At 66.2% G+C, this 24,189-nt stretch carries 24 protein-coding genes; 12 read left to right on the top strand and 12 right to left on the bottom strand.

Annotated elements, in window-relative coordinates:
- Positions 1-3: 3 nt before the first annotated feature.
- Both ACPXCG_RS13730 and ACPXCG_RS13725 read right to left on the bottom strand, forming a co-directional pair.
- On the bottom strand, positions 4-624 hold the full coding sequence (locus ACPXCG_RS13730; RefSeq protein WP_425792516.1) for a TetR/AcrR family transcriptional regulator: 621 nt from the start codon (positions 622-624) through the stop codon (positions 4-6).
- An 81-nt stretch (positions 625-705) separates the two neighbouring features.
- Complete coding sequence (locus tag ACPXCG_RS13725) at positions 706-1,743, bottom strand: LLM class F420-dependent oxidoreductase (RefSeq protein ID WP_425792515.1); 1,038 nt, start codon at positions 1,741-1,743, stop codon at positions 706-708.
- A 92-nt stretch (positions 1,744-1,835) separates the two neighbouring features.
- Between ACPXCG_RS13725 and ACPXCG_RS13720 the strand changes: the two genes are divergently transcribed.
- Genes ACPXCG_RS13720 through ACPXCG_RS13710 form a run of 3 tightly spaced genes read left to right on the top strand, consistent with a single transcriptional unit; the run spans position 1,836 to position 5,140 of the window.
- The gene (locus ACPXCG_RS13720; RefSeq protein ID WP_425792514.1) at positions 1,836-2,870 is read left to right on the top strand and encodes a Zn-ribbon domain-containing OB-fold protein; all 1,035 of its coding nucleotides are present in this window, start codon (positions 1,836-1,838) and stop codon (positions 2,868-2,870) included.
- A gap of 42 nt (positions 2,871-2,912) precedes the next feature.
- The gene (locus tag ACPXCG_RS13715; RefSeq protein WP_425792513.1) at positions 2,913-3,962 is read left to right on the top strand and encodes a thiolase domain-containing protein; all 1,050 of its coding nucleotides are present in this window, start codon (positions 2,913-2,915) and stop codon (positions 3,960-3,962) included.
- A complete protein-coding gene (locus ACPXCG_RS13710; RefSeq protein ID WP_425792512.1) occupies positions 3,962-5,140 on the top strand; it encodes a thiolase domain-containing protein in 1,179 nt (392 codons plus the stop codon). Before ACPXCG_RS13715 ends, ACPXCG_RS13710 begins: the two co-directional genes overlap by 1 nt.
- Before the next feature lie 195 nt (positions 5,141-5,335).
- Here ACPXCG_RS13710 and ACPXCG_RS13705 read toward each other — a convergent pair whose 3' ends face one another.
- The 3 genes from ACPXCG_RS13705 to ACPXCG_RS13695 all read right to left on the bottom strand — a co-directional run bounded on the left by ACPXCG_RS13705 (position 5,336) and on the right by ACPXCG_RS13695 (position 7,757).
- Positions 5,336-5,884, bottom strand: a complete 549-nt coding sequence (locus ACPXCG_RS13705) for a carboxymuconolactone decarboxylase family protein (protein WP_425792511.1) — start codon at positions 5,882-5,884, stop codon at positions 5,336-5,338.
- A gap of 125 nt (positions 5,885-6,009) precedes the next feature.
- On the bottom strand, positions 6,010-6,471 hold the full coding sequence (locus tag ACPXCG_RS13700; RefSeq protein ID WP_425792510.1) for a nuclear transport factor 2 family protein: 462 nt from the start codon (positions 6,469-6,471) through the stop codon (positions 6,010-6,012).
- Complete coding sequence (locus ACPXCG_RS13695; RefSeq protein WP_425792509.1) at positions 6,468-7,757, bottom strand: cytochrome P450; 1,290 nt, start codon at positions 7,755-7,757, stop codon at positions 6,468-6,470. The genes ACPXCG_RS13700 and ACPXCG_RS13695 overlap by 4 nt, the downstream gene beginning before the upstream one ends.
- A 341-nt stretch (positions 7,758-8,098) precedes the next feature.
- On the opposite strand from ACPXCG_RS13695, the gene ACPXCG_RS13690 reads away from it, so the two are divergent.
- The gene (locus ACPXCG_RS13690) at positions 8,099-9,262 is read left to right on the top strand and encodes a steroid 3-ketoacyl-CoA thiolase (protein WP_425792508.1); all 1,164 of its coding nucleotides are present in this window, start codon (positions 8,099-8,101) and stop codon (positions 9,260-9,262) included.
- On the top strand, positions 9,262-9,750 hold the full coding sequence (locus ACPXCG_RS13685) for a nitroreductase family deazaflavin-dependent oxidoreductase (RefSeq protein WP_425792507.1): 489 nt from the start codon (positions 9,262-9,264) through the stop codon (positions 9,748-9,750). The genes ACPXCG_RS13690 and ACPXCG_RS13685 overlap by 1 nt, the downstream gene beginning before the upstream one ends.
- Here ACPXCG_RS13685 and ACPXCG_RS13680 read toward each other — a convergent pair.
- A complete protein-coding gene (locus tag ACPXCG_RS13680; protein ID WP_425792506.1) occupies positions 9,731-10,384 on the bottom strand; it encodes a TetR/AcrR family transcriptional regulator in 654 nt (217 codons plus the stop codon). The genes ACPXCG_RS13685 and ACPXCG_RS13680 overlap by 20 nt on opposite strands.
- A gap of 187 nt (positions 10,385-10,571) precedes the next feature.
- On the opposite strand from ACPXCG_RS13680, the gene ACPXCG_RS13675 reads away from it, so the two are divergent.
- Positions 10,572-11,828 (top strand): cytochrome P450, encoded by a 1,257-nt coding sequence (locus ACPXCG_RS13675; protein WP_425792505.1) that lies wholly within the window; start codon positions 10,572-10,574, stop codon positions 11,826-11,828.
- Between the two features lie 115 nt (positions 11,829-11,943).
- The gene (locus ACPXCG_RS13670) at positions 11,944-13,188 is read left to right on the top strand and encodes a cytochrome P450 (protein WP_425792504.1); all 1,245 of its coding nucleotides are present in this window, start codon (positions 11,944-11,946) and stop codon (positions 13,186-13,188) included.
- A gap of 151 nt (positions 13,189-13,339) precedes the next feature.
- On the opposite strand, the gene fadD8 is transcribed toward ACPXCG_RS13670, so the two are convergent.
- Positions 13,340-14,980, bottom strand: a complete 1,641-nt coding sequence (gene fadD8, locus ACPXCG_RS13665; RefSeq protein ID WP_425792503.1) for a fatty-acid--CoA ligase FadD8 — start codon at positions 14,978-14,980, stop codon at positions 13,340-13,342.
- A gap of 182 nt (positions 14,981-15,162) precedes the next feature.
- Between fadD8 and ACPXCG_RS13660 the strand changes: the two genes are divergently transcribed.
- On the top strand, positions 15,163-15,816 hold the full coding sequence (locus tag ACPXCG_RS13660) for a GNAT family N-acetyltransferase (protein WP_425792502.1): 654 nt from the start codon (positions 15,163-15,165) through the stop codon (positions 15,814-15,816).
- Between the two features lie 164 nt (positions 15,817-15,980).
- Here the strand turns inward: ACPXCG_RS13660 and ACPXCG_RS13655 are convergent, their stop codons facing one another.
- From ACPXCG_RS13655 to ACPXCG_RS13645, 3 genes are read right to left on the bottom strand one after another with little or no spacing between them, the layout of a single operon-like run.
- The gene (locus tag ACPXCG_RS13655; RefSeq protein ID WP_267630298.1) at positions 15,981-16,361 is read right to left on the bottom strand and encodes a hypothetical protein; all 381 of its coding nucleotides are present in this window, start codon (positions 16,359-16,361) and stop codon (positions 15,981-15,983) included.
- A 2-nt stretch (positions 16,362-16,363) separates the two neighbouring features.
- Positions 16,364-17,260, bottom strand: coding sequence for an SDR family oxidoreductase (locus ACPXCG_RS13650; RefSeq protein WP_425792501.1), 897 nt, complete (start codon positions 17,258-17,260; stop codon positions 16,364-16,366).
- A 46-nt stretch (positions 17,261-17,306) separates the two neighbouring features.
- The gene (locus ACPXCG_RS13645) at positions 17,307-18,098 is read right to left on the bottom strand and encodes an SDR family oxidoreductase (RefSeq protein ID WP_425792500.1); all 792 of its coding nucleotides are present in this window, start codon (positions 18,096-18,098) and stop codon (positions 17,307-17,309) included.
- 77 nt (positions 18,099-18,175) lie between these two features.
- On the opposite strand from ACPXCG_RS13645, the gene echA20 reads away from it, so the two are divergent.
- From echA20 to ACPXCG_RS13625, 4 genes are read left to right on the top strand one after another with little or no spacing between them, the layout of a single operon-like run.
- Positions 18,176-18,949 (top strand): (7aS)-7a-methyl-1,5-dioxo-2,3,5,6,7,7a-hexahydro-1H-indene-carboxyl-CoA hydrolase, encoded by a 774-nt coding sequence (gene echA20, locus ACPXCG_RS13640; RefSeq protein WP_425792499.1) that lies wholly within the window; start codon positions 18,176-18,178, stop codon positions 18,947-18,949.
- The gene (locus ACPXCG_RS13635; protein ID WP_425792498.1) at positions 18,949-19,884 is read left to right on the top strand and encodes a CoA transferase subunit A; all 936 of its coding nucleotides are present in this window, start codon (positions 18,949-18,951) and stop codon (positions 19,882-19,884) included. Before echA20 ends, ACPXCG_RS13635 begins: the two co-directional genes overlap by 1 nt.
- Entirely contained in the window at positions 19,881-20,663 is a 783-nt protein-coding gene (locus ACPXCG_RS13630; protein WP_425792497.1) for a CoA-transferase subunit beta, read from the top strand. The genes ACPXCG_RS13635 and ACPXCG_RS13630 overlap by 4 nt, the downstream gene beginning before the upstream one ends.
- Positions 20,660-21,745 (top strand): NAD(P)H-dependent flavin oxidoreductase, encoded by a 1,086-nt coding sequence (locus tag ACPXCG_RS13625; protein ID WP_425792496.1) that lies wholly within the window; start codon positions 20,660-20,662, stop codon positions 21,743-21,745. Before ACPXCG_RS13630 ends, ACPXCG_RS13625 begins: the two co-directional genes overlap by 4 nt.
- Before the next feature lie 77 nt (positions 21,746-21,822).
- Here the strand turns inward: ACPXCG_RS13625 and ACPXCG_RS13620 are convergent, their stop codons facing one another.
- Positions 21,823-23,418, bottom strand: coding sequence for an acyl-CoA synthetase (locus ACPXCG_RS13620; RefSeq protein WP_425792495.1), 1,596 nt, complete (start codon positions 23,416-23,418; stop codon positions 21,823-21,825).
- Between the two features lie 77 nt (positions 23,419-23,495).
- Positions 23,496-24,095, bottom strand: a complete 600-nt coding sequence (locus ACPXCG_RS13615; protein WP_425792494.1) for a TetR family transcriptional regulator — start codon at positions 24,093-24,095, stop codon at positions 23,496-23,498.
- Positions 24,096-24,189: the final 94 nt, after the last annotated feature.

The raw sequence follows: 24,189 nt of genomic DNA, 5'->3' as shown, positions 1-24,189 counted from the left end.
ACCTCAAGGTCCGTTCGCCGCATCTGCTCCGACCGCGACTGCCGGCGCGACCCAACGTCGCAGATAACAGCGCAGGCCCGCTCCCGTCCGGGGCGGCTCGCCGGGATCGACGATGAAAGATTGCAGGGTCCGCAACATGAACTCGACCAACTCATCGAGTTCAGCGTCGGTCCAGCCCCGATCACGCCAATCCACGCCGACCTCGTCGAGGATCGATCGTCCGACTGCGATGGCCTCCGGCGAGGTGACCTCGTCGAGATACCGAGATCGGCCGGTGGCGTTGAACAGCAGGGCGAAGCGCTGGTCGGCCCGCAACTGTTCGATCGTGATGGCGATTCCCTCGACCACCGTGTCGACCGGGCCGGCGATCTCACGCAACGCCGTCGAGAGTTCCACGAGGAACTCCGACGCCGCCGATTCAGCGGCCGCCAACACAATCGAATCCGCGCTCGAGAAGTAGCGGTACACGGTCTCGCGGGTCACGCCCGAGCACTGCGCCACACGTCGGACACTGACCGACTCGCCACCTTCGATGAGATCGCCGGCGACCTCGATGATGCGATCGATCGCCTCGGTGTCTACGCACGGCGCAGGGTCTTGTCGTCCGCTATCGGGACCGCTCACGATTGCCGACGCCCGACGCCCGACGGTTGGGGGCGACTTGTCCGACCTCCCAATATATTTCGACATATTCGGCATTGCAGATCAGACCAGTGTGGCGAGCTCGCGGATCGTCCCGGTGTCCCGCGCGGTCACCAGAAGCATGCTGACCCCGGCTGCCTCCCACTGCTTGATCTGGGCGCGGACCTCGTCGGCGGTCCCGACGATCATCGTCTCCCGGACCATCTCGTCCGGCACCGCGGCCATCGCCTCCGCCTTTTTTCCGGCGCGGAACAGCGCACCGATCTCGTCGACCGCGTCGCCGTACCCCATCCGCCGGTAGAGCTCGGCGTGAAAGTTCTTCTCCTTTGCGCCCATCCCACCGACATAGAGTGCCGTCGACGGCCGGTATCGCTCGATAGCGGCGGAGATGTCGTCGGTGATGACCACCTGAGCCGTCGCCGACACCTCGAAGTCGTCACGACTGCGCCGTGCACCCGGCCGCGCGAAACCTTCGGCGAGCCATTCCTCGTACTGGCCGGCCAGACGCAGACTGTAAAAGATCGCCAACCAGCCGTCGGCGATCTCCGCGGTCTGTGCCACGTTCTTTGGCCCCTCGGCCCCGAGCCAGATCGGGATGTCCGCGCGCAGCGGATGGGTGATCGGTTTGAGCGACTTGCCCAGTCCGGTCGATCCGGGCGCGTCGGCCGGATACGGCAACGGGTAGTGCGACCCGGGGTTGCGCACCGGCGCTTCCCGCGCCAACACGTCCCGCACGACTTGCACGTATTCCCGCGTCCTCGCGAGCGGCTTGGCGAACGGTTGGCCATACCAGCCCTCGACGACCTGCGGTCCCGACACCCCCAGACCCACGATGTGTCGCCCGCCCGAGAGGTGGTCGAGCGTCAGCGCGTGCATCGCCAGGGAGGTCGGCGGCCGCGCGGAGAGTTGGGCCACCGAGGTCCCCAGCTTGATCCGCTCGGTCGCCGCGCCCCACCAGGCCAGCGGCGTATAGGCGTCCGAGCCCCACGATTCGGCCGTGAAAACCGCCTCGAAACCTGCATCTTCGGCCGCCGCGATCAACTCCGGGGCGTTCTCGATGGGCCCCTGCCCCCAATAGCCGAGCTGTAGTCCGAGCTTCATCTGGCGTCCTCCAACGTCGCCCCGGCCATCGCGGGCCCGAGTCTGTGACATGCACCTTGTGCCTCAATACTAGAACGTGTTCTACTCGATGCGTGAGCACCAGCACAACAGCACCCCGTCCGGCCCCGGCCAGCCCCGTTGCGGCGGTACCCGAGCCGGAGTCCCCGATCCTCACCGCACCCCTGAAGAACTCGTTCGAGTACACGCGTTCGCTGGGGCCGGTCCTGAGTCAGTTCGCACTCGCGTTGCGCGACGGTCGCATCGTCGGCTCCAAGGGCAGCGGCGGCACCGTCTCGGTCCCGCCTGTCGAGTTCGATCCTGCCGGCGGCGCCCCGACGACCGAGTTGGTCGACGTCGCCCCGACCGGCACCGTGATCTCCTGGTCGTGGCAGCAGGAACCGCTCGATCCCCAGCCCCTCGACAAGCCGTTCGCCTGGGCGCTCATCAAGCTCGACGGTGCCGACACGTCGATGCTGCACGTGGTCGCCGTCGATGCGCCCGGCGACATCTCGACCGGCCTTCGCGTGCACGCCGTCTGGCGTCCCGCCCGGATCGGCCGAATCGACGACATCGCGTACTTCGCTCCCGGCGAGTCCGGGGAGGCCGCTCCCGCCAACGAGGCGGAGAATCCCGAGGGTGACCTCGTGGTCATGACGACGCCGATCACCACCGAGATCGCGCACTCCGCAACCGAAGAGGAGTCCTGGTACCTCGAGGGACTCAAGGCCGGCAAGCTCTACGGCTCCCGGATCGGTTCCGGCGTCGACGAGGGACGCGTCTACTTCCCGCCGCGCAAGGTGAGCCCGGCCGACGGCGCCACGGCGGTCGAGCGGGTGGAGTTGGGCAACACCGGGATCGTCACCACGTTCTGCATCGTCAACGTGCCGTTCCAGGGACAGCGGATCAAACCCCCGTATGTGGCCGCGTACGTCTTGCTCGACGGTTCGGACATCCCGTTCCTGCACCTCATCCTGGACTGTGCCGCGGAGGATGTCCGAATGGGCATGCGCGTCAAGGCCGTCTGGCTCCCCGAGGACGAATGGGATCACTCGATCGGCAATATCAGCCACTTCGCACCGACCGGTGAGCCCGATGCCGAGTACGAGACCTACCGCGATCACCTCTGATCGATCATCTGACCCTTCTTCTCTGAAGAACTAGGAGCTCTTGTGACACTCCCCCGGATTGCGATCATCGGGTTCGCGCACAGCCCGAACATCGTCGGGACCCACGGCACCACCAACGGTGTCGAAATGCTGATCCCGTGTTTCCAGAAGCTGTACGCCGACATCGGCATCTCCCGCACCGACATCGAGTTCTGGTGCAGCGGATCGTCGGATTACCTCGCCGGACGCGCATTCTCGTTCATTTCCGCAATCGACTCCATCGGGGCGATGCCGCCGATCAACGAGTCACACGTCGAGATGGACGCCGCCTGGGCGCTGTACGAGGCATGGGTGAAGATCGCCACCGGTGAGGTGGACCTCGCGCTGGCCTACGGCTTCGGCAAATCGACCGCGGGCAACATGGATCAGACCCTCGCCCTGCAGACCGATCCGTACACCGTCGGTCCGCTGTGGCCGGATGCCCGTTCACTCGGCGCCCTGCAGGCCCGTGCCGGCATCGACTCGGGTGCCTGGACCGAGGCCGACATGGCTGCGGTCGCCGCGCGCACCACCGGCAAGTCGGTCGACGATCTGCTCGCCACCGACCTCGTCGCCGATCCGCTTCGCGCTCATGACATCGCGCCGTACACCGACGCCGCCGCCGCGGTGATCATCGCGAGCGAACGGCGGGCCCGCGAGCTCGTCGCCAACCCGGCGTTCATCACCGGCTGGGATCACCGCATCGACACACCCAACTTCGGCGCGCGAGATCTGACCGTCTCACCGTCGACGTCGCTCGCCGCCGACACCGCCTTCCGTCATCGCACGCGGGCGGTCGATGTGGCCGAGATCCATGCACCGTTCACTCATCAGGAGCTGATCGTGCGCAACGCGATCGGCCTGCCCGACTCGGTGCGGATCAACCCGTCCGGTGGCGCACTCACCGGGAACTCGTTGTTCTCGGCGGGCCTTCAGCGGGTGGGCTATGCCGCACACGAGATCCTGAGCGGCGAGGCAGAGACCGCGCTGGCACATGCGACGAGCGGCCCGCTGTTGCAGCAGAACATGGTGGTCACCCTGAGCGCAGACGAGAATGCGGGAGACGAGAACTGATGGCACACAACAATCGCGCAGCGGTCCTGGGCACCGGCCAGACCAAGTACGTCGCCAAACGCCACGACGTGACGATGGCGGGTATGTGCCGTGAGGCCATCGACGCCGCCCTGGCGGACGCGAAGGTCTCCATCGACGACATCGATGCGATCGTCATCGGCAAGGCCCCCGACCTGTTCGAGGGGTCGATGATGCCCGAACTGGCGATGGCCGAGGCCATCGGTGCGGTCGGCAAACGGATGATCCGTGTGCACACCGCCGGTTCGGTGGGCGGCTCCACCGCCAACGTCGCCGCGTCCCTGGTGTTCGCCGGTGTCCATCGGCGGGTGCTGGCCGTCGCCTGGGAGAAGCAGTCCGAGTCGAATGCCATGTGGGCGTTGTCGATCCCGGTTCCGTTCACCAAGCCGGTCGGCGCGGGTGCGGGTGGCTTCTTCGCACCGCACGTCCGGTCCTATATCCGGCAGTCCGGTGCGCCGTCGAACATCGGCGCCATCGTCGCGGCCAAGGACCGGCGCAACGGCTCCAAGAACCCATTGGCCCACCTGCAGCAGGCCGACATCACCACGGAGAAGGTGATGGAGTCCCAGATGCTGTGGGACCCCATCCGTTACGACGAGACCTGCCCGTCGTCGGACGGTGCGTGTGCAGTGGTGATCGGCGACGAACAGGCCGCCGACGACGCTGCTTCCGCGGGTGATCCGGTGGCGTGGATTCACGCCACCGCCATGCGCACCGAACCACTCTCCTACGCCCACCGCAACGTGGTGAGCCCGCAGGCCGGCCGCGACGCCGCTGCGGCCCTGTGGAAGTCGGGCGGGATCAGCAATCCGCTCCAGGAGATCGACGCCGCGGAGATCTACGTGCCGTTCTCCTGGTTCGAGCCGATGTGGCTGGAGAACCTCGGTTTCGTCGCCGAGGGCGAGGGCTGGAAGCTCACCGAGGCAGGCGAGACCGAGATCGGCGGGCAGCTGCCGGTCAACGCTTCCGGTGGCGTGCTGTCGTCGAATCCGATCGGCGCGTCGGGCATGATCCGCTTCGCCGAGGCCGCGATCCAGGTGATGAACAAGGCAGGCGATCACCAGGTGCCCGACGCCCGCAAGGCGCTCGGTCACGCGTATGGCGGTGGCTCGCAGTACTTCTCGATGTGGCTGGTGGGCGCGGACAAGCCCGCCCACTAGGCGGCGCATTGCCGGTCGAGTAGCCACCGACCCTCCGCTGGTCGAGTAGCCACCGACCCTCCGCTGGTCGAGTAGGTGCCGAGCGAAGCGAGGCGGCGTATCGAGACCACTCCCGACGAGTGATCTCGATACGCCGCCTCGCTTCGCTCGGTGGCTACTCGATCGACGGGATGGTGCCGACGGCAGGCGCGAAGTTCAGACCCTTGGCTCCGGCAGCGCGCACGCCGCACCGTCGGACATACCAGTCGGACGGACACCGAGGGACTGATTGAGCCGGGCCCGCTGGTTCTCCCATGCGATGGTCGCGGCCAGTTCGGCGATCTGCCCCTTCGACAATTCCTGGGACAGCTGATCCCGCAACTCCGCCAGGTCGTCGCCGACGGCCGGCGTCACCGTCATCGCCTCGGCGTAGGCGAGCACCAGCTTCTCCAACTCCGTATACGCCTCGCTGTCCCGATAACGTGGCAGGTCGCGCATCTGCTGTTCCGTGACCCCGGCGCCGCGCGCCAGGGCGGACCCGATGTCGAGGCAGAATTCGCAACTCACGAGACCCGCGGTCTTCAGCTCGGCGAGCTCCTTGATCTTCGGATCGAGGCGATTGCTGAACAGCAGCGCCGATTCGTAGATGCCCGTGGCGGCCAGCAGTTGTGGTCGGCGACCGAGCCATCCGCCCAGATCACCTCGATGTCGTTTCGACGACCCAAAGGCATTGACATAACCGCGGATACGCTCGATCGCACGCATTGCTCCACCTTCGCAGCAGCTGGTGTGGGGCAATGCGGAAGACGAATCCACCCCACCTCTCGTGATCCACCTTCGTCGGGGACGAGGTGGAAAACAAGAGATGGGGTGGAAAAGTGGTGTCCGCCTCAGGCCGGCCGGACCGACTTGATCGTCTTCTCGACCTCCCAGAAGGCCCGCAGCGCAGCCATCTTCCCGTCGGCATCGGCACGGTAGGTGAACACCCCGTGCGCCTCGGAGACGTGCCCGGCGATGTGCGTGACGATCTTGCCGACGTAGGCGACCTCATCACCGCAGATGATCTCGTCGTCGAACACGAACTCGATGCTCTCCGTGGTGGCGATCGACTTGTCCCAGAACTCCGCGATCTGGTCGTGACCGTGGAAACCCTTGCCCTCGGGGTCGAACATCGACGGCCCGACCGGGTCCTCTACCGACCCCTCGACGGCAAAGTTGTCCAACCACGCCTGCTTGTCGCGGGCCGCGACGAGCTCGCGGGACCGACGACCCGCCACCACCGCGGGATGATTCTCCCGGTCGATGTTGAGGTAGGCGGGCGAGTCGTTCCGTCCGGTCTCCTGCGCGGTCATTTCACGCCGTAGTCGACCTGGAGCTCCTTGACGCCGTTGATCCATCCGTGACGGAGTCGGCGCGGCGCCTGCAGACGACTGATGTCCGGGACCAGATCGGCGAGCGCGTTGAACATCAGGTTGATCTCCATACGCGCCAGGTTCGCACCGATACAGAAGTGCGCCCCGTTGCCACCGAATCCGACGTGCGGGTTCGGGTCGCGCATGATGTTGAACGTGAACGGGTCGTCGAATACGTCCTCGTCGTAGTTCGCCGAGCCGTAGAACATGCCGACGCGTTGACCCTCCTTGATGTCGACGCCACCGATCTGCGTGTCACGCTTGGCCGTCCGCTGGAAGCAGTTGACCGGGGTCGCCCACCGCACGATCTCGTCGACCGCGGTCGCCGGACGCTCCTTCTTGAACAGCTCCCACTGATCGGGGTTCTCCAGGAAGGCGTTCATGCCATGGCTGATCGCGTTACGCGTGGTCTCGTTACCCGCCACGGTCAGCAGGATGAAGAAGAACCCGAACTCGGTCTCGTCGAGGCTCTGACCGTCGATGTCGGCGTTCACCAGGGTGGAGACGATGTCGTCGACCGGGTTCTTGCGACGCTCTTCGGCCATCGTGTAGCCGTAGCCGAGGATTTCGGCGGACGCCATCTCCGGGTCCTCGCCGAACTCCGGATCGTCGTAGTTCATCATGTTGTTCGACCAGTCGAACAACTTCCCCCGATCGACCTCCGGCACGCCCAGGAGATCGGCAATCGCCAGCAGTGGCAGGTCGACGGCGACATCGTGGACGAAGTCGCCGGTGCCCGTCTCCGCGGCCTTGCTGACGATGGTGCGGGCCGCGTTGTCGAGCTTGTCCTCCAGCGCCTGCACCGCGCGCGGGGTGAAGGCCTTGGAGACCAGCTTGCGCAGCCGCGTGTGATCCGGCGGATCGTGGTTGATCAGCAGCGCCTTGGTGACGTCGAGCTGATCTTGGTTCATCTCGTCGTCGAACCGCATGATGACACCGTTGGTCGCGGTCGACCAGTCGTCGTTGTTCTTGGAGATCTCCCGGATGTGGGCATGCTTGGAAGCCACCCAGTAGCCGCCGTCATGGAAGCCGCCACCCTTGCCTTCCAGCTGGGCGTTCCACCACACGGGAGCGGTCTTGCGCAGCTGCGCGAACTCCTTGACCGGAATACCCTGTTCAAGCAGGTCCGGGCTGGTGAAATCCCAACCCTCCTGCTCCATGAACGAACTTGTCGCCTCTGCGCCCCCGATATCGGCGCCTGTTGTCGCACCCTGAGCCTGGGTCACGTCACACCACCTCGCTGTGAGATTTAGAACCTGTTTCAAAACCCATTAGAGCACACTGTGACCCAAAAGACAGTCCCCAACGAGAACTTGTTCTAGTTTTGCCTGCCCGGCAAGCTTGCGAGGTGCGGAAATAATATCAATATTCATTGCCACATCGACGACGCGGGGCCGGTCACGAGGTCAGCCCGGTGCACATCTCGCCCGCGACCACCCAACGCCCTTCCGGGCGAACGCGTTCTGAACACCGCCGTGGCCACAAGCCGCCCCGGCCATAGACGCGAATAGGAACTTGTTCTACTTTGAGGAGGTCGAAGTAGAACAGACCTGAAGAGGAGTTGGGCATGGGTGTGCCGGTTATCGTCGAGGCAGCGCGGACGCCGATCGGCAAGCGAGCCGGGTGGTTGTCCGGCCTGCATGCCGAGGAACTCCTGGGGCTCACGCAGAGCGGCCTGATCGACAAAGCAGGCATCGATCCGAGCATCGTCGAGCAGGTGATCGGCGGCTGCGTCACCCAGGCCGGGGCGCAAGCAGGCAACATCACCCGCAAGGCATGGCTGTCGGCGGGTCTTCCGGAACACGCCGGCGCCACCACGATCGACTGTCAGTGCGGGTCCGCCCAGCAGGCCAACCACCTCATCGCGGGGCTCATCGCCACCGATGCGATCGACGTGGGCATCGCGTGCGGCATCGAGATGATGTCGATGGTCCCTCTCGGCGCGAACGTCGGCACCGACGCCGGGCCCTATCACGCGGATTCCTGGACGGTCGACCTGCCGAACCAGTTCGAGGCGGCCGAACGCATCGCAACGCGACGCGGCATCACCCGGGCCGACGTGGACGCCCTCGGCGAGCGCAGCCAACGTCTCGCCAAGCAGGCCTGGGACGAGGGACGATTCGACCGCGAGGTCCTGGCCCTCAAGGCACCCGAGCGCACCAAGGAGGGTGAGCTCACCGGGAACGTCCTCGACGTCAGCCGGGATCAGGGCTTACGGGAGACGACCCTGGAGTCGCTGGCCGGACTCAAGCCGGTCCTCGACGGCGGCATCCATACCGCGGGCACGTCGTCGCAGATCTCCGACGGTGCCGCCGCGGTTCTCATCATGGACGAGGCGAAGGCCCGCGCTCTCGGTCTGACGCCCCGTGCACGGATCAAGGCCCAGGCACTCGTCGGCGCCGAGCCCCACTACCACCTCGACGGACCGGTCCAGTCGACCGAACGCGTGCTCGCCAAGTCGGGAATGGCGTTGTCGGACATCGATCTCGTCGAGATCAACGAGGCCTTCGCCTCGGTCGTGCTCAGCTGGGCCCAGGTCCACAACGCGGACATGGACAAGGTGAACGTCAACGGCGGCGCCATCGCACTCGGACACCCGGTGGGCAGCACCGGTTCCCGGCTGCTGACCACCGCACTGCATGAACTCGAGCGCACCGACGGCCAGACCGCCCTCGTCACCATGTGCGCCGGTGGTGCACTGTCCACCGGCACCATCATCGAACGAATCTGATGCCGGTCATGGATCCCAATGCACGGCCGAAACAGCTGAGCTCGCCGGCCGTGGCGTCGCTGATCAAGGTCGGCTCTCGCCTCAACGCGAAGGTGTACAAGGCCACCGGCGGGCGGTTGGGCAATACCTGGCGCATCGGCGCCGGTCTACGAAATCCCGTCCCGATGTGCCTGCTCACCACCATCGGACGCAAAACGGGCGAGCCGCGGACGGCACCGCTGCTCTACCTCCGCACGGGCGATTCCTTCGTGGTGGTCGCGTCGCAGGGTGGGTTACCGAAGAATCCGGCCTGGTATCTCAACCTGGTCGCGAACCCCGAGGTGACCATCCAGGTCGGCAAGGAAACCCACGAGTTGACGGCGCGGACGGCGACGGATGCCGAGCGCGACGATCTGTGGCCGCAACTCGTCTCCCTCTACGCCGACTTCGACACCTACGCGGCGTGGACCGACCGGGAGATCCCGGTCGTCATCTGCGAACCGCGCTGACCCGGTCCGGCCGCACCCCTCGCCGGGGTGCGGCCACCAGCCCACGTATGGACGCCCCCATCCACGCATCCAGGAACTCCCGGAGAGCGGCCGCCGAACGCGGCGGAGAGCCGGGGTCGATGACCATGGATTGCAGTGTGCGCAAAACGATTTCGACCACGACGTCGAGCTCGCGGTCCGTGTAGCCCGACCCCGCCCAGTCGACGTCCATCCGATCGACCATCGACCGTGCGAAGACGCGGCCGATCTCCGAGGTGATCTCGCCGACGACCGGCACGCTGAGCCGGTCGGCGCGGAACAGGAGCCCGACGTAATCGTCGTCGCGGAGTTCTTCGAGCACGCCCGCAACACCTTCCACCACTGCGTCGTCGGCAGCCGTGATCCCGCGCAACCGCTCGGTCATCCGGTCCAGGAGCGCGCCGACGGCATCGAGCGCGGTTGCCGAGAGCAACTCCTCGGTGCTGGCGAAGTACCGATAGACGGTCTGCCGCGTGACATCGAGTTCACGCGCGACATCGGCAATGCTCGTCGACGCCCCTCGTCCGTCGATGATCGTCCGGGTGGCGGCGAGAATTCTCGCGGTGGCCTCGTCGTCGTTGCGAGGCACCCGACCACCCCAACCGTGCGTCCTCATCGGCATGCAACCGTCGACGCGATCCGGACCGGATTCATGGGAACCGACCCTACCTGCCAGGGCGGATGTCGCGCCGAGCCCGGCGGCGGTAGACCATACACATCGGTTGGAGATGTATGATGTAGTGGCGTCGGCCACACCGCGCGTGGTCCATCGCGACCCGCGCCGGCAAGAGCAGGGAGAACTCATGACGGCAACCACCAGCGGAGTCTGTCCATTCGGCGAAGGCTATGACTTCACGAATCCCGATGTGCTCGAGAAGGGCATCCCCCGCGAGGAGTTCGCGCAACTCCGTCGCACCGCGCCGGTCTGGTGGAACGCGCAGCCACCGGGCACCTCGGTGTTCACCGACGGCGGCTATTGGGCGATCACGAAGCATCGCGACATCCGCGAGATCTCGAAGCGCAGCGATGTCTGGTCGACCAACGCGAAGGGCGCCATCATCCGACTGCCGGACTACATGACACCCGATCAGCTCGAGTTCACCAAGGCACTCCTGGTCAATCACGACCCGCCCGAGCACACCCGTCTTCGCAAGATCATCTCGCGCTTGTTCACCCCCAAGGCCGTGGCCGCGCTCTCCGAGGTGCTCACCGACTACGCACGTGACATCGTGACCGAGGCCGCCGCCAAGGACACCGGGAACTTCGTCGACGACATCGCCATTCACCTACCGCTACAAGCGATCCTGGATCTGATCGGCGTTGCCGAAGCCGACCGGTCACGGATCCACGTACTCGTCGACGCCATCATCAACACCGATGACCCGGACCAGACGATCGACCCGACGATGGCCAACGCCGAACTCCTCGGATACGCGTACAACCTTGCCGAGGAACGGCGCAAGAACCCGACCGACGATGTGGTCACCATGCTGGTCAACGCCGACATCGACGGCGAGGCCCTCGACGAGACCGAATTCGGGTTCTTCGTCATCCTGCTGATCACAGCGGGCAACGAGACCACCCGCAACGCGACCACACACGGGATGAACGCGTTCCTGGAGAACCCCGCTCAGTGGGAACTCTTCAAGCGTGACCGGCCCGGCACCGCCGTCGACGAGATCCTCCGCTGGTCGAGCCCGGTCAATGCGTTCCAACGCACCGCCCTGGCCGACACCGAGGTGAGCGGGGTGTCGATCCGCGCGGGCGAGCGGGTCGGATTGTTCTACGGCTCGGCCAATTTCGACGAGGACGTGTTCGACGAGCCGTTCACCTTCGACGTCACACGCGATCCGAACCCGCACCTCGCATTCGGCGGGAACGGCCCGCATTTCTGCATCGGGGCCAACCTCGCCCGGCTCGAGCTCAACCTGATCTTCACCGCGATCGCCGACACCCTGCCGGACATCGGCAAGATCGGCGAGATGCGGCGTATCCGCTCCGGTTGGCTGAACGGCGTCAAGGACCTCCCGGTGCGATACGGGGTCTGTCCGGTCTCCTGAGCCGTCGCGCGACATCCTCGCGGGTGCGGCATCGCGACCATACGTCGTCGAATTCGGTGTATTTTCGAGTGATGTGGGCCACACTCGGACCACTACCGCGACCCGCGAGGACGACATGACTGCATCGGCCACCCGCAAGTTCGAGGACATCGACTTCACCGATCCCGACCTGCTGGAACGCGGTCTACCGCTGGCCGAGTTCGCCGTTCGCCGTGCAACCGCGCCCGTCTGGTGGAACAAGCAGGCGCTCGGTCCCACCTACTTCGACGACGACGGATTCTGGGTGATCAGTCGGCACTCGGACATCAGATCGATCTCGAAGGACACCGCGACCTGGTCCAACTGGGCCAAGGGCGCGGTGATGCGGGTTCCCGAGCATGCAACGCGCGAGCAGCTCGAGGCATCGAGGTGCTTTCTGCTCAACATGGATCCACCGGAGCACACCCGCATGCGCAAGATCGTGTCCCGCATGTTCACCCCACGGGCGGTGGCATCACTCGAGGAGCAGCTGTCGGCGGCGGCACGCGAGATCGTGACGGCCGCGGCCGAGAAGGGCAGCGGAAACTTCGTCGACGACGTCGCCATCCACCTGCCGCTGCAGGCCATCCTCGGTCTCCTGGGCGTGCCGGCCGCCGACCATGACCGTCTCTGCGACCTCGCCGATTCGATGGTCAATCCCGATGACCCCGACTCCAAGTACGACCCGCTCACCGCCAACACTGAGATGCTCGCCTACGCGTACGCGATGGCCGAGGATCGTCGGAAGAATCCTCGCGACGACCTCGTCACCACCCTCGTCGAGGCCGACATCGACGGTCACGCACTGAGCGAACTCGAGTTCGGCTTCTTCGTGATCCTGCTCGTCATCGCGGGCAACGAGACCACCCGAAACGCGATCTCGCACGGCGTCAACGCATTTCTCGACAATCCCGATCAGTGGGCCCGCTATCGAAGCGATCGACCGGCAACCACCGTCGACGAGATCATTCGCTGGGCCACGCCGGTGCACTGCTTCCAGCGCACCGCAATCACCGACACCGAGGTGGCCGGCGTGCCGGTCGCGGCCGGGCAGCGTGTGGGGTTGTTCTACAGCTCGGCCAATTACGACGAGACGGTGTTCGACGACCCGTTCACCTTCGACATCACGCGAGATCCGAACCCACATCTGAGTTTCGGCGGCAACGGCGCCCACTTCTGTATCGGCGCCAACCTCGCCCGACTCGAGGTGAACCTGATGTTCGGCACCCTCGCCGACATCGTCCCGGACATGTCCAAGATCGCCGAGCCACAACGTGTCCGGTCGGGCTGGCTGAACGGGGTCAAGGAACTACGCGTGTCCTACGGCTCGCCGGTCGAGTAGCCCGCGAGGAACGAGCGTGCGTATCGAGACCACCAGCAACATCCCCCGGGGTCTCGATACGTCACTCACCTAGCGGCTCGCGACTACTCGACCAACAGGTCGGTAACAGCTCGCGACTACTCGACCAACGAAGTGGCGACGACGACAGTCCTCAGCCGACCCCGCGCTCCGAGTTCTCCCAGAACTTCGCGCGCAGGGCCTTCTTGTCCGGCTTACCCAGTGCGGTCAACGGAAGCGACTCGACGAAGACGACCTGCTTGGGCGACTGCACCGCGCCCTTGCGGTCCTTCACCGACTGCTGGATCTCCTTGGTCACGAGCTCCTTGGCCTCGTCGCTCTGGTCCGCGTCCCCGCGCAGCACCACGACGGCGGTCACGGCCTCACCCCACTTGTCGTCGGGCACCCCGATCACGCCGACCTGACCGACCGAAGCATGCTCGGCGACAACGTCTTCCACCTCGCGCGGAAACACGTTGAAGCCGCCCGTGACGATCATGTCCTTGGTGCGGTCGACGATGTACCAGAACCCGTCGGCGTCCTCACGGGCCACGTCGCCGGTACGCAGCCAGCCGTCCCGGAAGGTCTCCGCCGTCTGTTCCGGCAGACCCCAGTACCCGCCGGCCAGCAGCGGCCCGGCGACACAGATCTCGCCGGGCTCGCCCTGGGCCACCGGCTTGTCGTCGGGACCGAGCAGCGCGGTGCGCAGGAATGCCGACGGGCGGCCGCAGCTGCTGAGCCGCCGGGTGTCCTCGCCGGGCTTCGGGTGGTCGTTCTTGCCGAGGTAGCTGATGACCATCGGCGCCTCAGACTGGCCGTAGTACTGCGCGAAGATCGGACCGAAGCGTTCGATCGCCTCCGCGAGACGAACCGGATTGATCGCCGACGCACCGTAATACACGGTTTCCAGCGACGAGAGGTCGCGGGTTCGGGAGTCCGGATGATCCATCAGCGCATAGAGCATCGACGGCACCAGCATCGTCGCGGTGATGCGCTCCTCCTCGATCACCCGCAACACCTCGGCGGGATCGAACTTGGCCATGACGACCATCGACCCGCCCTTGATGAGGGTCGGCACGAAGAATGCGGCACCGGCATGGGAGAGCGGCGTGCACATCAGGAACCGCGGGTTCTCCGGCCACTCCCACTCGGAGAGCTGGATCTGCGTCATCGTCGACATCGCACGTGCGGTGCCGATGACACCCTTCGGCTTGCCGGTGGTGCCGCCGGTATAGGTGATCGAGACGACGTGCTCGGGCGGCAGGTCGGCGGCCACGAGCGGCCTGGGCTGGTAGTTGGCCGCCTCCGCGATCACGTCACGGCCGTAGGCGGCGAGTTCCTCCGGCACCGGCCCCAAGGTCAGCACCTGCTTGAGGCTGTCGACACGCTCCATCAGCGCTGCCGCGCGCTCGACGAACATCGGGACCGGATCGATGACGAGTGTGGTGACCCCGGCATCGGACAGAACGTAGGCGTGGTCGTCGAGGGAGCCGAGCGGGTGCAGCGCCGTGCGTCGCCACCCCTGGGTCTGCCCGGCACCGATCACCAGCAGCACTTCCGGCCGATTGAGTGCAAGCAGCCCGACCGTCGCGCCGGTCCCGGCCCCCATCGATTCGAACGCCTGCTGATAGCGGCTGACGGCGTCGGCCATCTCGCGTCCGGTGAGCTCGGTGTCCCCGAGAAACAGCACCTTGCGGTCGGCGTGGCGGCCCAACGCGGCCACCAGCAGGTCGCCGAGGTGGGTGCCGCCCCGCAGATGGTCGAAGTCGGTCGTCGCATCCTGAACATCAGTCATGGTCACCAACACTAGGACGTGTTACAGACCAAGGGAAGCACCTGACCCATATTTGCCGCCATGACATGGCGATATCCCGACCTTGAATCCGGCAACACCGACATAGAACACGTTTCAGTTTTGGGTCGTCGGCGGATACGTCTCCCACGCACGCGCGCATCCACTGAACTACGATCATGCTCATGACCGATCTGGATCTGGCGACCACCCGCCGCGACATCACCGACGCCCTCCTGACCGCCCTGGAGCGGCGCCACGAAGTCCTCGACGCCATCGTCGACGCCGAGAACCGTGCCGAGGCCGTCGACGCCGTCGCCACATTGCTCGACAAATCGAAACTAGGTGCCGAGGCGATCCTCGGGATGTCCCTCGAGCAGCTCACCAAGGACGAGCGCCGGAAGAACCAGGCGGAGCTCGACGATCTGAACAACGCGCTGACCTTCACCCTCGCCGAGCGCCCGGCCAGCAGTGGCGACACGCTGGAACTCCGCGCGTTCACCGGCGACGACGCAGACCTGTTCAAAGTCCGCACCGAGGAGTTGAAGGTCGCCGGCGACGGTTCGGGCAGCCCCGCGGGCGCCCTGTCCGACGAGATCGCGAAGGCCACCGAGCGCGTCGACAACGAGGACGCCGTCTGGTTGGTCGCCCTGGAAGGCAGCACCAAGGTCGGACTCGTCTTCGGCGAGCTCATCAACGGTGAGGTGGACGTCCGGATCTGGATCCACCCGGACCACCGCAAGAAGGGATACGGCACCGCGGCGCTTCGCAAGTCACGTTCCGAGATGGCGGCGGACTTCCCGGGCGTGCCGATGGTGGTGCGGGCACCCAGCGCCTGACCCGCACCCGCCGACCGGGCACAGCTTTTCGCCGATCGGGCACAGTTACCCGCCGACCGGGCCGTCCCACCGACAAGCGAGAGCTGGTCGGCAGCCAGACTGCACGGTCGGCGGAATTCTGTGCCCGATCGGCGAAAAGCTGCGCACGATCGGCGCGCGTCACTTCACTTACGTCGGGGCACCCCGAACCGGGCCACGATCGCCCGGATCTTGTTGTCCTCGTCGACGACGAAGGACTCGGTCACCTGCGCGGCGAGGCCGAGCGTCTTGGGACGCACATGCACCCAGAATCGCGTCGACACCATGTGCCCGTCCACCTCGGCGGTGAAACCACTGATGCGATGGATGAGCCGGAACTGCGGCCCTCGTGCGAGCCCACGGGCGATGTGAGCTCCGTTGCGTCCCGTCTTCATCCCCATCTCGGTACGTGTGCAATCCGGATGCAAGGCGACCCCCGACGGGTCGTGACTGACGAGCGCGTCCACATAGGCCCGCGCCGACGCGATGAGCTGTGCTTCACGCTCGGGGCCGGCGGTCGGCGTCACGTCTACCGCGCGCCGTAGACGGGTACCGGAACCGGCGACTTCGCCAGGATCTCGTCGACCACGGGCCCGAGTTCACCGGGCGCCCAGCGTGATCCCTTGTCCTGCTCGGCGCTGCGCTGGAATGCGTCGACGACGGTGATCTTGCCGCCCTCCACCTCGAAGACGCGTCCGGTGACCGACGACGACTCCGGCGATCCGAGCCAGACCACCAGTGGCGAGATGTTCGCCGGGTCCATCGCGTCGAACGAGCCGTCCGCCGGCGCGGCCATCTGTGCGGCCATCGCCTCGCCCGCACCCATCGTCATCTGGGTCCGCGCCGACGGCGCGATCGCGTTCGCGGTGACGCCGTAGCCGCCCAACTCCGCGGCCGCCTGAATGGTCAGAGCAGTGATACCGGCCTTGGCGGCAACGTAATTCCCCTGTCCGACCGACCCGAAGAGTCCGGCGCCCGACGAGGTGTTGATGATCCGGGCCGCGCGCTGCTCACCGGCCTTCGACTGCGCACGCCAGTACGCGGCGGCATGGTGCAACGTGACGAAGTGGCCCTTGAGATGAACGCGGATCACCGCGTCCCATTCGTCCTCCGACATCGCGACGAGCATCCGGTCGCGGACGAATCCCGCGTTGTTGACCAGGATGTCGAGGCCACCGAATTCCTTGACCGCGGTCTCGACCAGAGCGGTCCCATCGGCCCAGTCGGCGACATCGGCCACGCCCGCCACGGCGGATCCACCCGCATCGGTGATCTCACCGACCACGGCGTGCGCCGCATCGGCGTCGAAGTCGTTCACCACGACCTTGGCCCCGTCGGCGGCGAGGGCCAGGGCATGCGCCCGGCCGATTCCCTGTCCGGCACCGGTCACGATCGCGATGCGGCCCTCATTCAGCTTGTCAGCCAAGACTTCTCCCCTTGTGTCGATTGTTCGGTGTCATGGCGTGATCGGATCACACCTGATTGTCTGCGGTGGCGACGGCCAGGAACGCCGGCTTCTCACCACCACCATGCACGGTCAGTGTCGATCCGGTGATGTAACCGGCCAACGGACTGAGCAGGAACGCGACCGCGTTGCCCACATCGGCGGGCATCGCGAGCCGGCCCATCGGGATGGTCGCCCCCACCGCGGCGACCCCGTCGTCGTCGCCGAGGTGTAGGTGCGCCTGCTCGGTCAGCACTGCCCCACACACCACCGAGTTGACGCGGACCTGCGGTGCCCACTCGATCGCGAGCGAGGTCATCGCGTTGTCCAGCCCGGCCTTCGCCGCACCGTAGGCCGACGTCCCCGGCGACGGCCGATGTCCGCTCACACTGGACACGTTGACGATCGCGCCGCCGGTCTCCTGCTGCCGCATCACCGCGTGGGCGGCGCGCGCCACGGTCAGCGGTGCCAGCAGGTTCAGCTCGACGATCTTGCTCGTGAACCGAGGGGACGCGTCTGCCGCGAGCGCGAACGGCGAGCCGCCCGCGTTGTTCACCACCCCGTCGAGACGGCCATGGGTCTCCGCGATCCCACGGATCATCTCGTCGACCGCATCGGCGTCCCGGACGTCGCAGGCGACGAACTCGACATCCGCGTCGTCGCCGGGGTTGCGTCCACACACGACCGGGACCGCGCCCAGTTCGGCCAACGCCCTCGTGATGCCCGCGCCGACGCCACGCGTGCCGCCGGTGACCAGGACGACCTTCTTGTCGATGCCGAGGTCATGGCCCTGACCTGCGGCCTGCGACTGTGCCTTCATGGGTGCTACCCTACCAAACAACCAAGCACTTGCTTGGTTCCAGCTTGGTTCACAGGCAGTACCCGAGAGGAGCTGGTGTGCCGATCACCACGACACACACCGAGAACGGCATTGTGACCGTCACGGTGGACTACCCACCGGTCAACGCGTTGCCGTCGGCGGCGTGGTTCGAACTGGCCGACGCCATCACCGCCGCGGGCGACGACATGTCCACGCATGTGGTGATCCTGCGAGCCGAGGGACGCGGCTTCAACGCGGGCGTCGACATCAAGGAGATGCAGGCGACCGACGGCTTCGACGCCTTGATCGGAGCCAATCGCGGTTGCGCTGCGGCCTTCTCCGCGGTGTATGACTGTGCGGTCCCGGTGATCGTCGCGGTCAACGGCTTCTGCGTCGGCGGCGGTATCGGACTCGTCGGCAATGCCGACATCATCGTCGCCTCCGACGACGCGGTCTTCGGTCTTCCGGAAGTCGACCGTGGCGCCCTCGGCGCCGCCACGCACCTGGCACGGCTGGTGCCTCAGCACATGATGCGCACGCTGTACTACACGGCGCAGAACGTCACCGCCCAGCAGCTGGAGCACTTCGGCTCGGTGTACAAGGCCGTCCCGCGCGAACAGCTCCTCGACACCGCACTCGAGATCGCCGAGAAGATCGCGACCAAGGACACCCGCGTCATCCGGGCGGCCAAGGAAGCCATCAACCACATCGATCCCGTCGATGTGAAGGCCAGTTACCGCCTCGAGCAGGGCTTCACCTTCGAACTCAATCTCGCCGGCGTCGCCGACGAGCACCGGGACGCTTTCGTCAGTACCGGTAAGACCTTGAACACCAATGGAGGACGCGCCTGATGACGCCCACCCCGACCGACAAGACCAGCTCCCTCGACGACGTCATCGGCGAGCTGCGCGACGGCATGACCATCGGCATCGGCGGCTGGGGCTCACGCCGCAAGCCGATGGCGCTGGTGCGCGCGCTGGCCCGCTCCGATGTCAAGGACCTCACCGTGGTCACCTACGGCGGCCCCGACCTCGGATTGCTCTGCGCCGCAGGCAAGGTCAAGCGTGCCTACTACGGCTTCGTGTCGCTGGATTCCGCACCCTTCTACGACCCGTGGTTCGCGCAGGCACGGACGTCCGGTGCCATCGAGGCGCGGGAGATGGACGAGGGCATGGTCAAGTGCGGCCTCGAGGCCGCGGCCTCGCGTCTGCCGTTCCTGCCGATTCGCGCGGGACTCGGCTCCGATGTCCCGACGTTCTGGGACGGTGAGCTCAAGACGGTCTCCTCGCCCTACCCGGCTGCCGACGGCCGCACCGAGACCCTGATCGCGATGCCCGCGCTACGACTCGACGCCGCGTTCGTCCACCTCGACCTCGCCGACAGTCGCGGCAACGCCGCCTACACCGGCATCGACCCGTACTTCGACGACCTCTACTGCGCGGCCGCCGAGCGGCGCTACCTGGAGACCGATCAGCTGGTCTCCACCGAGGTGCTGGTGAAAACCGTTCCCACCCAACGGCTGCTGCTCAATCGCATGAACGTCGATCGGGTGGTGCACACGCCGAACGGTGCGCATTTCACCTTCGCCGGCACGGCAAGCGAAGCCAGTGGCCCGAACGTCCACAGCGACTACATCCGCGACGAGAAGTTCCAGCAGTTCTATGTCGAATCCGCCAAGGACCCCGAGAAGTGGGCGGCGTTCTCGCGCCGCTTCCTCGAGGTCGACGAGGCCGCCTATCAGCGTGCGGTCACCGAATGGCAGGGCGAGCAGGAGGATCAGCAGTGAGCACCAGTACCAGCGACCCCAAGACCGTTGAGCCAGTCGAAACCACCCGGGCCGAGTACTGCGTCATCGCCTGCGCCGAGATCTTCGCCGGCGCCGGCGAGATCATGGCCTCGCCGATGGCACCGACACCGCTGCTCGGCGCACGGCTGGCACGGCTGACCACCGAACCCGATCTCCTCATCACCGACGGCGAGGCGCTGATCCTGGCCGACACCCCGGCCATCGGCAAGACCGGCCCCATCGAGGGATGGATGCCCTTCCGCAAGGTGTTCGACGTCGTCGCCTCCGGACGTCGCCACGTGGTCATGGGCGCCAACCAGATCGATCGCCACGGCAACCAGAACCTCTCGGCGTTCGGCCCGCTGCAGCACCCGACGCGTCAGATGTTCGGCGTGCGTGGCGCTCCCGGCAACACCATCAACCATCCGACGAGTTACTGGGTGGCCCGCCATTCGTCGCGCGTCTTCACCGATCAGGTCGACATCGTGTCCGGCGTCGGCTACGACAAGGTCGACCCCGACAACCCGGCTTACCGCTACCTGAACATTCCCCGCGTGGTCACGAATCTCGGTGTCTTCGACTTCGAGGGACCCGACCACACGATGCACGCGGTGTCACTGCACCCGGGGGTCAGCGCCGATGAGGTGGCCGAGAACACCGGTTTCGAGATCGCGGGCCTCGAGTCCGCGCCGTCGACCCGCATCCCCTCCGACGAGGAACTGACGTTGATCCGGGATGTGCTCGACCCCAAGGGCGTCCGGAATCGAGAAGTGAAGTGACTTCCCCAGCCAGGGCAGCCGGACTGTCCACGCGGTTCACCGAACTCGTCGGCGTCGAGTATCCGATCGTGCAGACCGGCATGGGCTGGGTGTCCGGGCCGTCGCTGACGTCGGCGACGTCCAATGCGGGCGGTCTGGGCATCCTGGCATCGGCGACGATGACCTACGACGAACTCGAGGCGGCGATCGCCAAGACGAAGTCGTTGACGGACAAGCCCTTCGGGGTCAACATCCGCGCCGACGCCACCGATGCCCCGGAGCGGATCGACCTCCTCATCCGCGAGGGCGTCAAGGTGGCGTCCTTCGCGCTCGCCCCGAAACAGGACCTGATCGCGAAGCTCAAGGATCACGGCGTGGTGGTGATCCCGTCGATCGGCGCGGCGAAGCACGCCGTCAAGGTGGCTTCCTGGGGCGCCGACGCAGTGATCGTGCAGGGCGGCGAGGGCGGCGGACACACCGGCCCGGTGGCCACCACGCTACTGCTGCCCTCGGTCCTGGATGCTCTCGGCGACAGCGGGATTCCCGTGGTCGCCGCGGGCGGATTCTTCGACGGTCGCGGCCTCGTGGCGGCGTTGTCCTATGGCGCCGAGGGTGTCGCGATGGGCACTCGCTTCCTGCTCACCTCCGACAGCGCGGTCCCCGACTCCGTCAAGCAGGAGTACCTGCAGCGCGGCCTGGGTGACACCGTGGTGTCGGTCAAGGTCGACGGCATGCCGCACCGTGTGCTGCGCACCCCGCTCGTGGAGGCACTCGAGGGCGGCAGCAGGGCCAAGGCACTCTACGCCGCGGCGCGAAATGCCAACGAGTTCAAGCAGTTGACCGGCATGAAGTGGACGACGATGCTCCGCGACGGTCGCACCATGCGGAAGTCGGGCGAGCGCACCTGGCAGCAAGTCATCATGGCCGGCAACACGCCGATGTTGTTGCGCGCCGGGCTCGTCGAGGGCGACACCCGTGCAGGGGTCCTGGCATCGGGTCAGGTGGTCGGCATGATCGACGACCTGCCCAGTTGCGACGTACTGGTCCAATCGATCATGACGCAGGCGCACTCACGGTTGAAGGTGCTGGGTTCGTTGTCCTGATCGTCCGTCGCGATATGGATGCGGCGTCTGAGCGACGGGGACTCAATAATTGACGTGTCGTCTCGCTCTGACCGCATTCATATCGCGGCCAGATCCGCGTGCCGGACGCGGAGATCCTTCTTGAGGATCTTGCCGCTGGGATTCTTCGGCAGAGCATCCGCGAAGACCACGAACTTGGGACGCTTGAACCCCGCGAGAACCCCGGCGAGGTGTTGCTCGACGGTCTCCTCGGTCAACGTGACACCGTCCTTGGGCACCACGACGGCGGTCACCGCCTCGATCCATTTCGGATGCGGCACACCGAAGACCGCGACCTCGGCCACGCCGTCGAGCAGGTAGATGGCCTCCTCGACCTCGCGGGAGGCCACGTTCTCGCCGCCGGTCTTGATCATGTCCTTCTTGCGGTCGACCACGGCCAGGTAGCCGTCGGCGTCGATCACACCGAGGTCACCGGAATGGAACCAGCCGTTGCGGAACGCGACGGCGGTCTTCTCCTCGTCGTTGTAGTAGCCGAGGCAACTGTGCGGGCTACGGTGCACGATCTCGCCGACCTCGCCGGTCGGCAACGGGTTGTCCTCGTCGTCGACGACCCGGGTCTCCACGTTGAGCGCCGCCCGTCCGGCCGATCCGGCTCGTTCGATCTGCTCATGGGGCTGCAGGATGGTCGCGAGCGGCGACATCTCGGTCTGGCCGTAGAAGTTCCACAGCGCGACGTCCGGGAGACGCTCCGACATCTCGCGGAGCACCTCGACCGGCATCGGCGATGCGCCGTAATAGCCCTTGCGCAACGACGACAGATCGCGGCTGTCGAAATCGGGGTGCCGCAAGAGTGAGATCCACACCGTCGGTGGGCAGAACAGTTTGGTCACCCGCTGCGCTTCGATCGTCGCCAGGATGGCCGCAGGATCCGGGCCGGGCAGGATGATGCTGGTCGCGCCCAGGTAGACGTCGACCGACAGGAAGCAGTCCAGTTGCGCACAGTGGAAGAGCGGCAGCGAGTGGACCTCCACGTCGTCGCCGCTCATGCCGCCGTCGATGATGCACGAGACATACTGGGTGATCAGCGATTTCGACGACAGCAGCACTCCCTTGGGACGGGACTCGGTGCCGGAGGTGTACATCAGGCGCAGCGGGTCGTCGTCGGCGACGAGCACCTGTGGAGGTGTCGGGTCCCCGGACAACATCCACTGATCGACGTCGTCCCAGCCGGCCGCGGGCGTCGAGCCACCCCGGATGACGCCCCGGATCGCGCCGGTGAGCCCCGACAACTCCATGGCCTTCGCGACCGTCGGAATCAAGGTGTCCTCGGCGACCACCGCCCGGGCACCGGAATGGTCGAGGATGAATGCGATCTCCTCGGGCCCGAGCCCGAAGTTCACCGGCACCAGCACCACGCCGAGGCGCGCGGTCGCATAGTGCAGAACCGCGAACTGCCAGCTGTTGTGACTCACCAGGGCCAGACGATCGCCCTTGACGATGCCCCGCGCGGCGAGCGCGTTGGCACACCGATTCACCGCGGCATCGAACTCGGCGAACGTAAGCGCCGTGTCCCCGTTGATGATCGCGGTCTTGGTGGGGTTTCGGAGGGCGCTTCGGCGCAGCAGATCGCCGAGTGTGTGTTGGCGGACCGTGTCGATCGCGGCCGTCGTCGGGGGTGTGAAGCGCTCTGCCATGGCTGTCCTTCGCTGCGTTCCTGAACCACTGGAGTTGTTATCCGGGTCACAGTACCGAACGCGCGGATGCAGCCTGATCAGCGCGGCAGGATCCCGTCGAGCACGATCGACAGATATTGGGCGGCGATGTCGTCGGCCGACAAGGCACCGCCCGGACGGTACCAACGCACCGCCACCCAGACCGTGTCGCGCAGAAAGCGATAGGCCAGCTCGACGTCGAGGTCGGCGCGGAACTCGCCGTCGTCGACACCCCGCCGCAGGACGGCGTGCCATAGCCGGCGGAACTCGGTGTTGCGTTCCTCGATGTAGGCGAAACGTTCTTGTCCGGCAAGCCGTTTGGCCTCGTCCTGATAGATCGCGACCGCATTGCGCTGCTCGTCGATGGCCTCGAACGACGAGACGATGAGGCCACGCAGCGTCTCGGTGGCCGTCAGTCCGGCGTCGGCGATCACCCGGTACCGGGCGAAGAGGTCGTCGAGGAAACCCCGGAGGATCTCGTCGACGATGGATTCCTTGGAGTCGAAGTGATGGTAGAGACTGCCGGACAGAATGCCGGCGGCGTCGGCGATGTCGCGCACGGTGGTGGACCGCAGGCCCTGCTCGGCGAACATCTTTCCCGCTGTGGTCAGCAGTTCGTCGCGCCGAGTCGAGCCGGAGACGGTGCTGCGGGGTGCCATGCAGTCACCCTAGCAAGCGCTTGGCCGGTTTCGTGGATCGTCGCGCATGGTCGAGCGATCCCAACGCGAGATCGGCCGGGCACACAGAGTGCGC

The sequence above is a fragment of the Gordonia sp. DT218 genome, assembly GCF_049847105.1.
GTDB lineage: Bacteria > Actinomycetota > Actinomycetes > Mycobacteriales > Mycobacteriaceae > Gordonia.
This window is presented reverse-complemented; position numbering and strand designations above follow the sequence as displayed.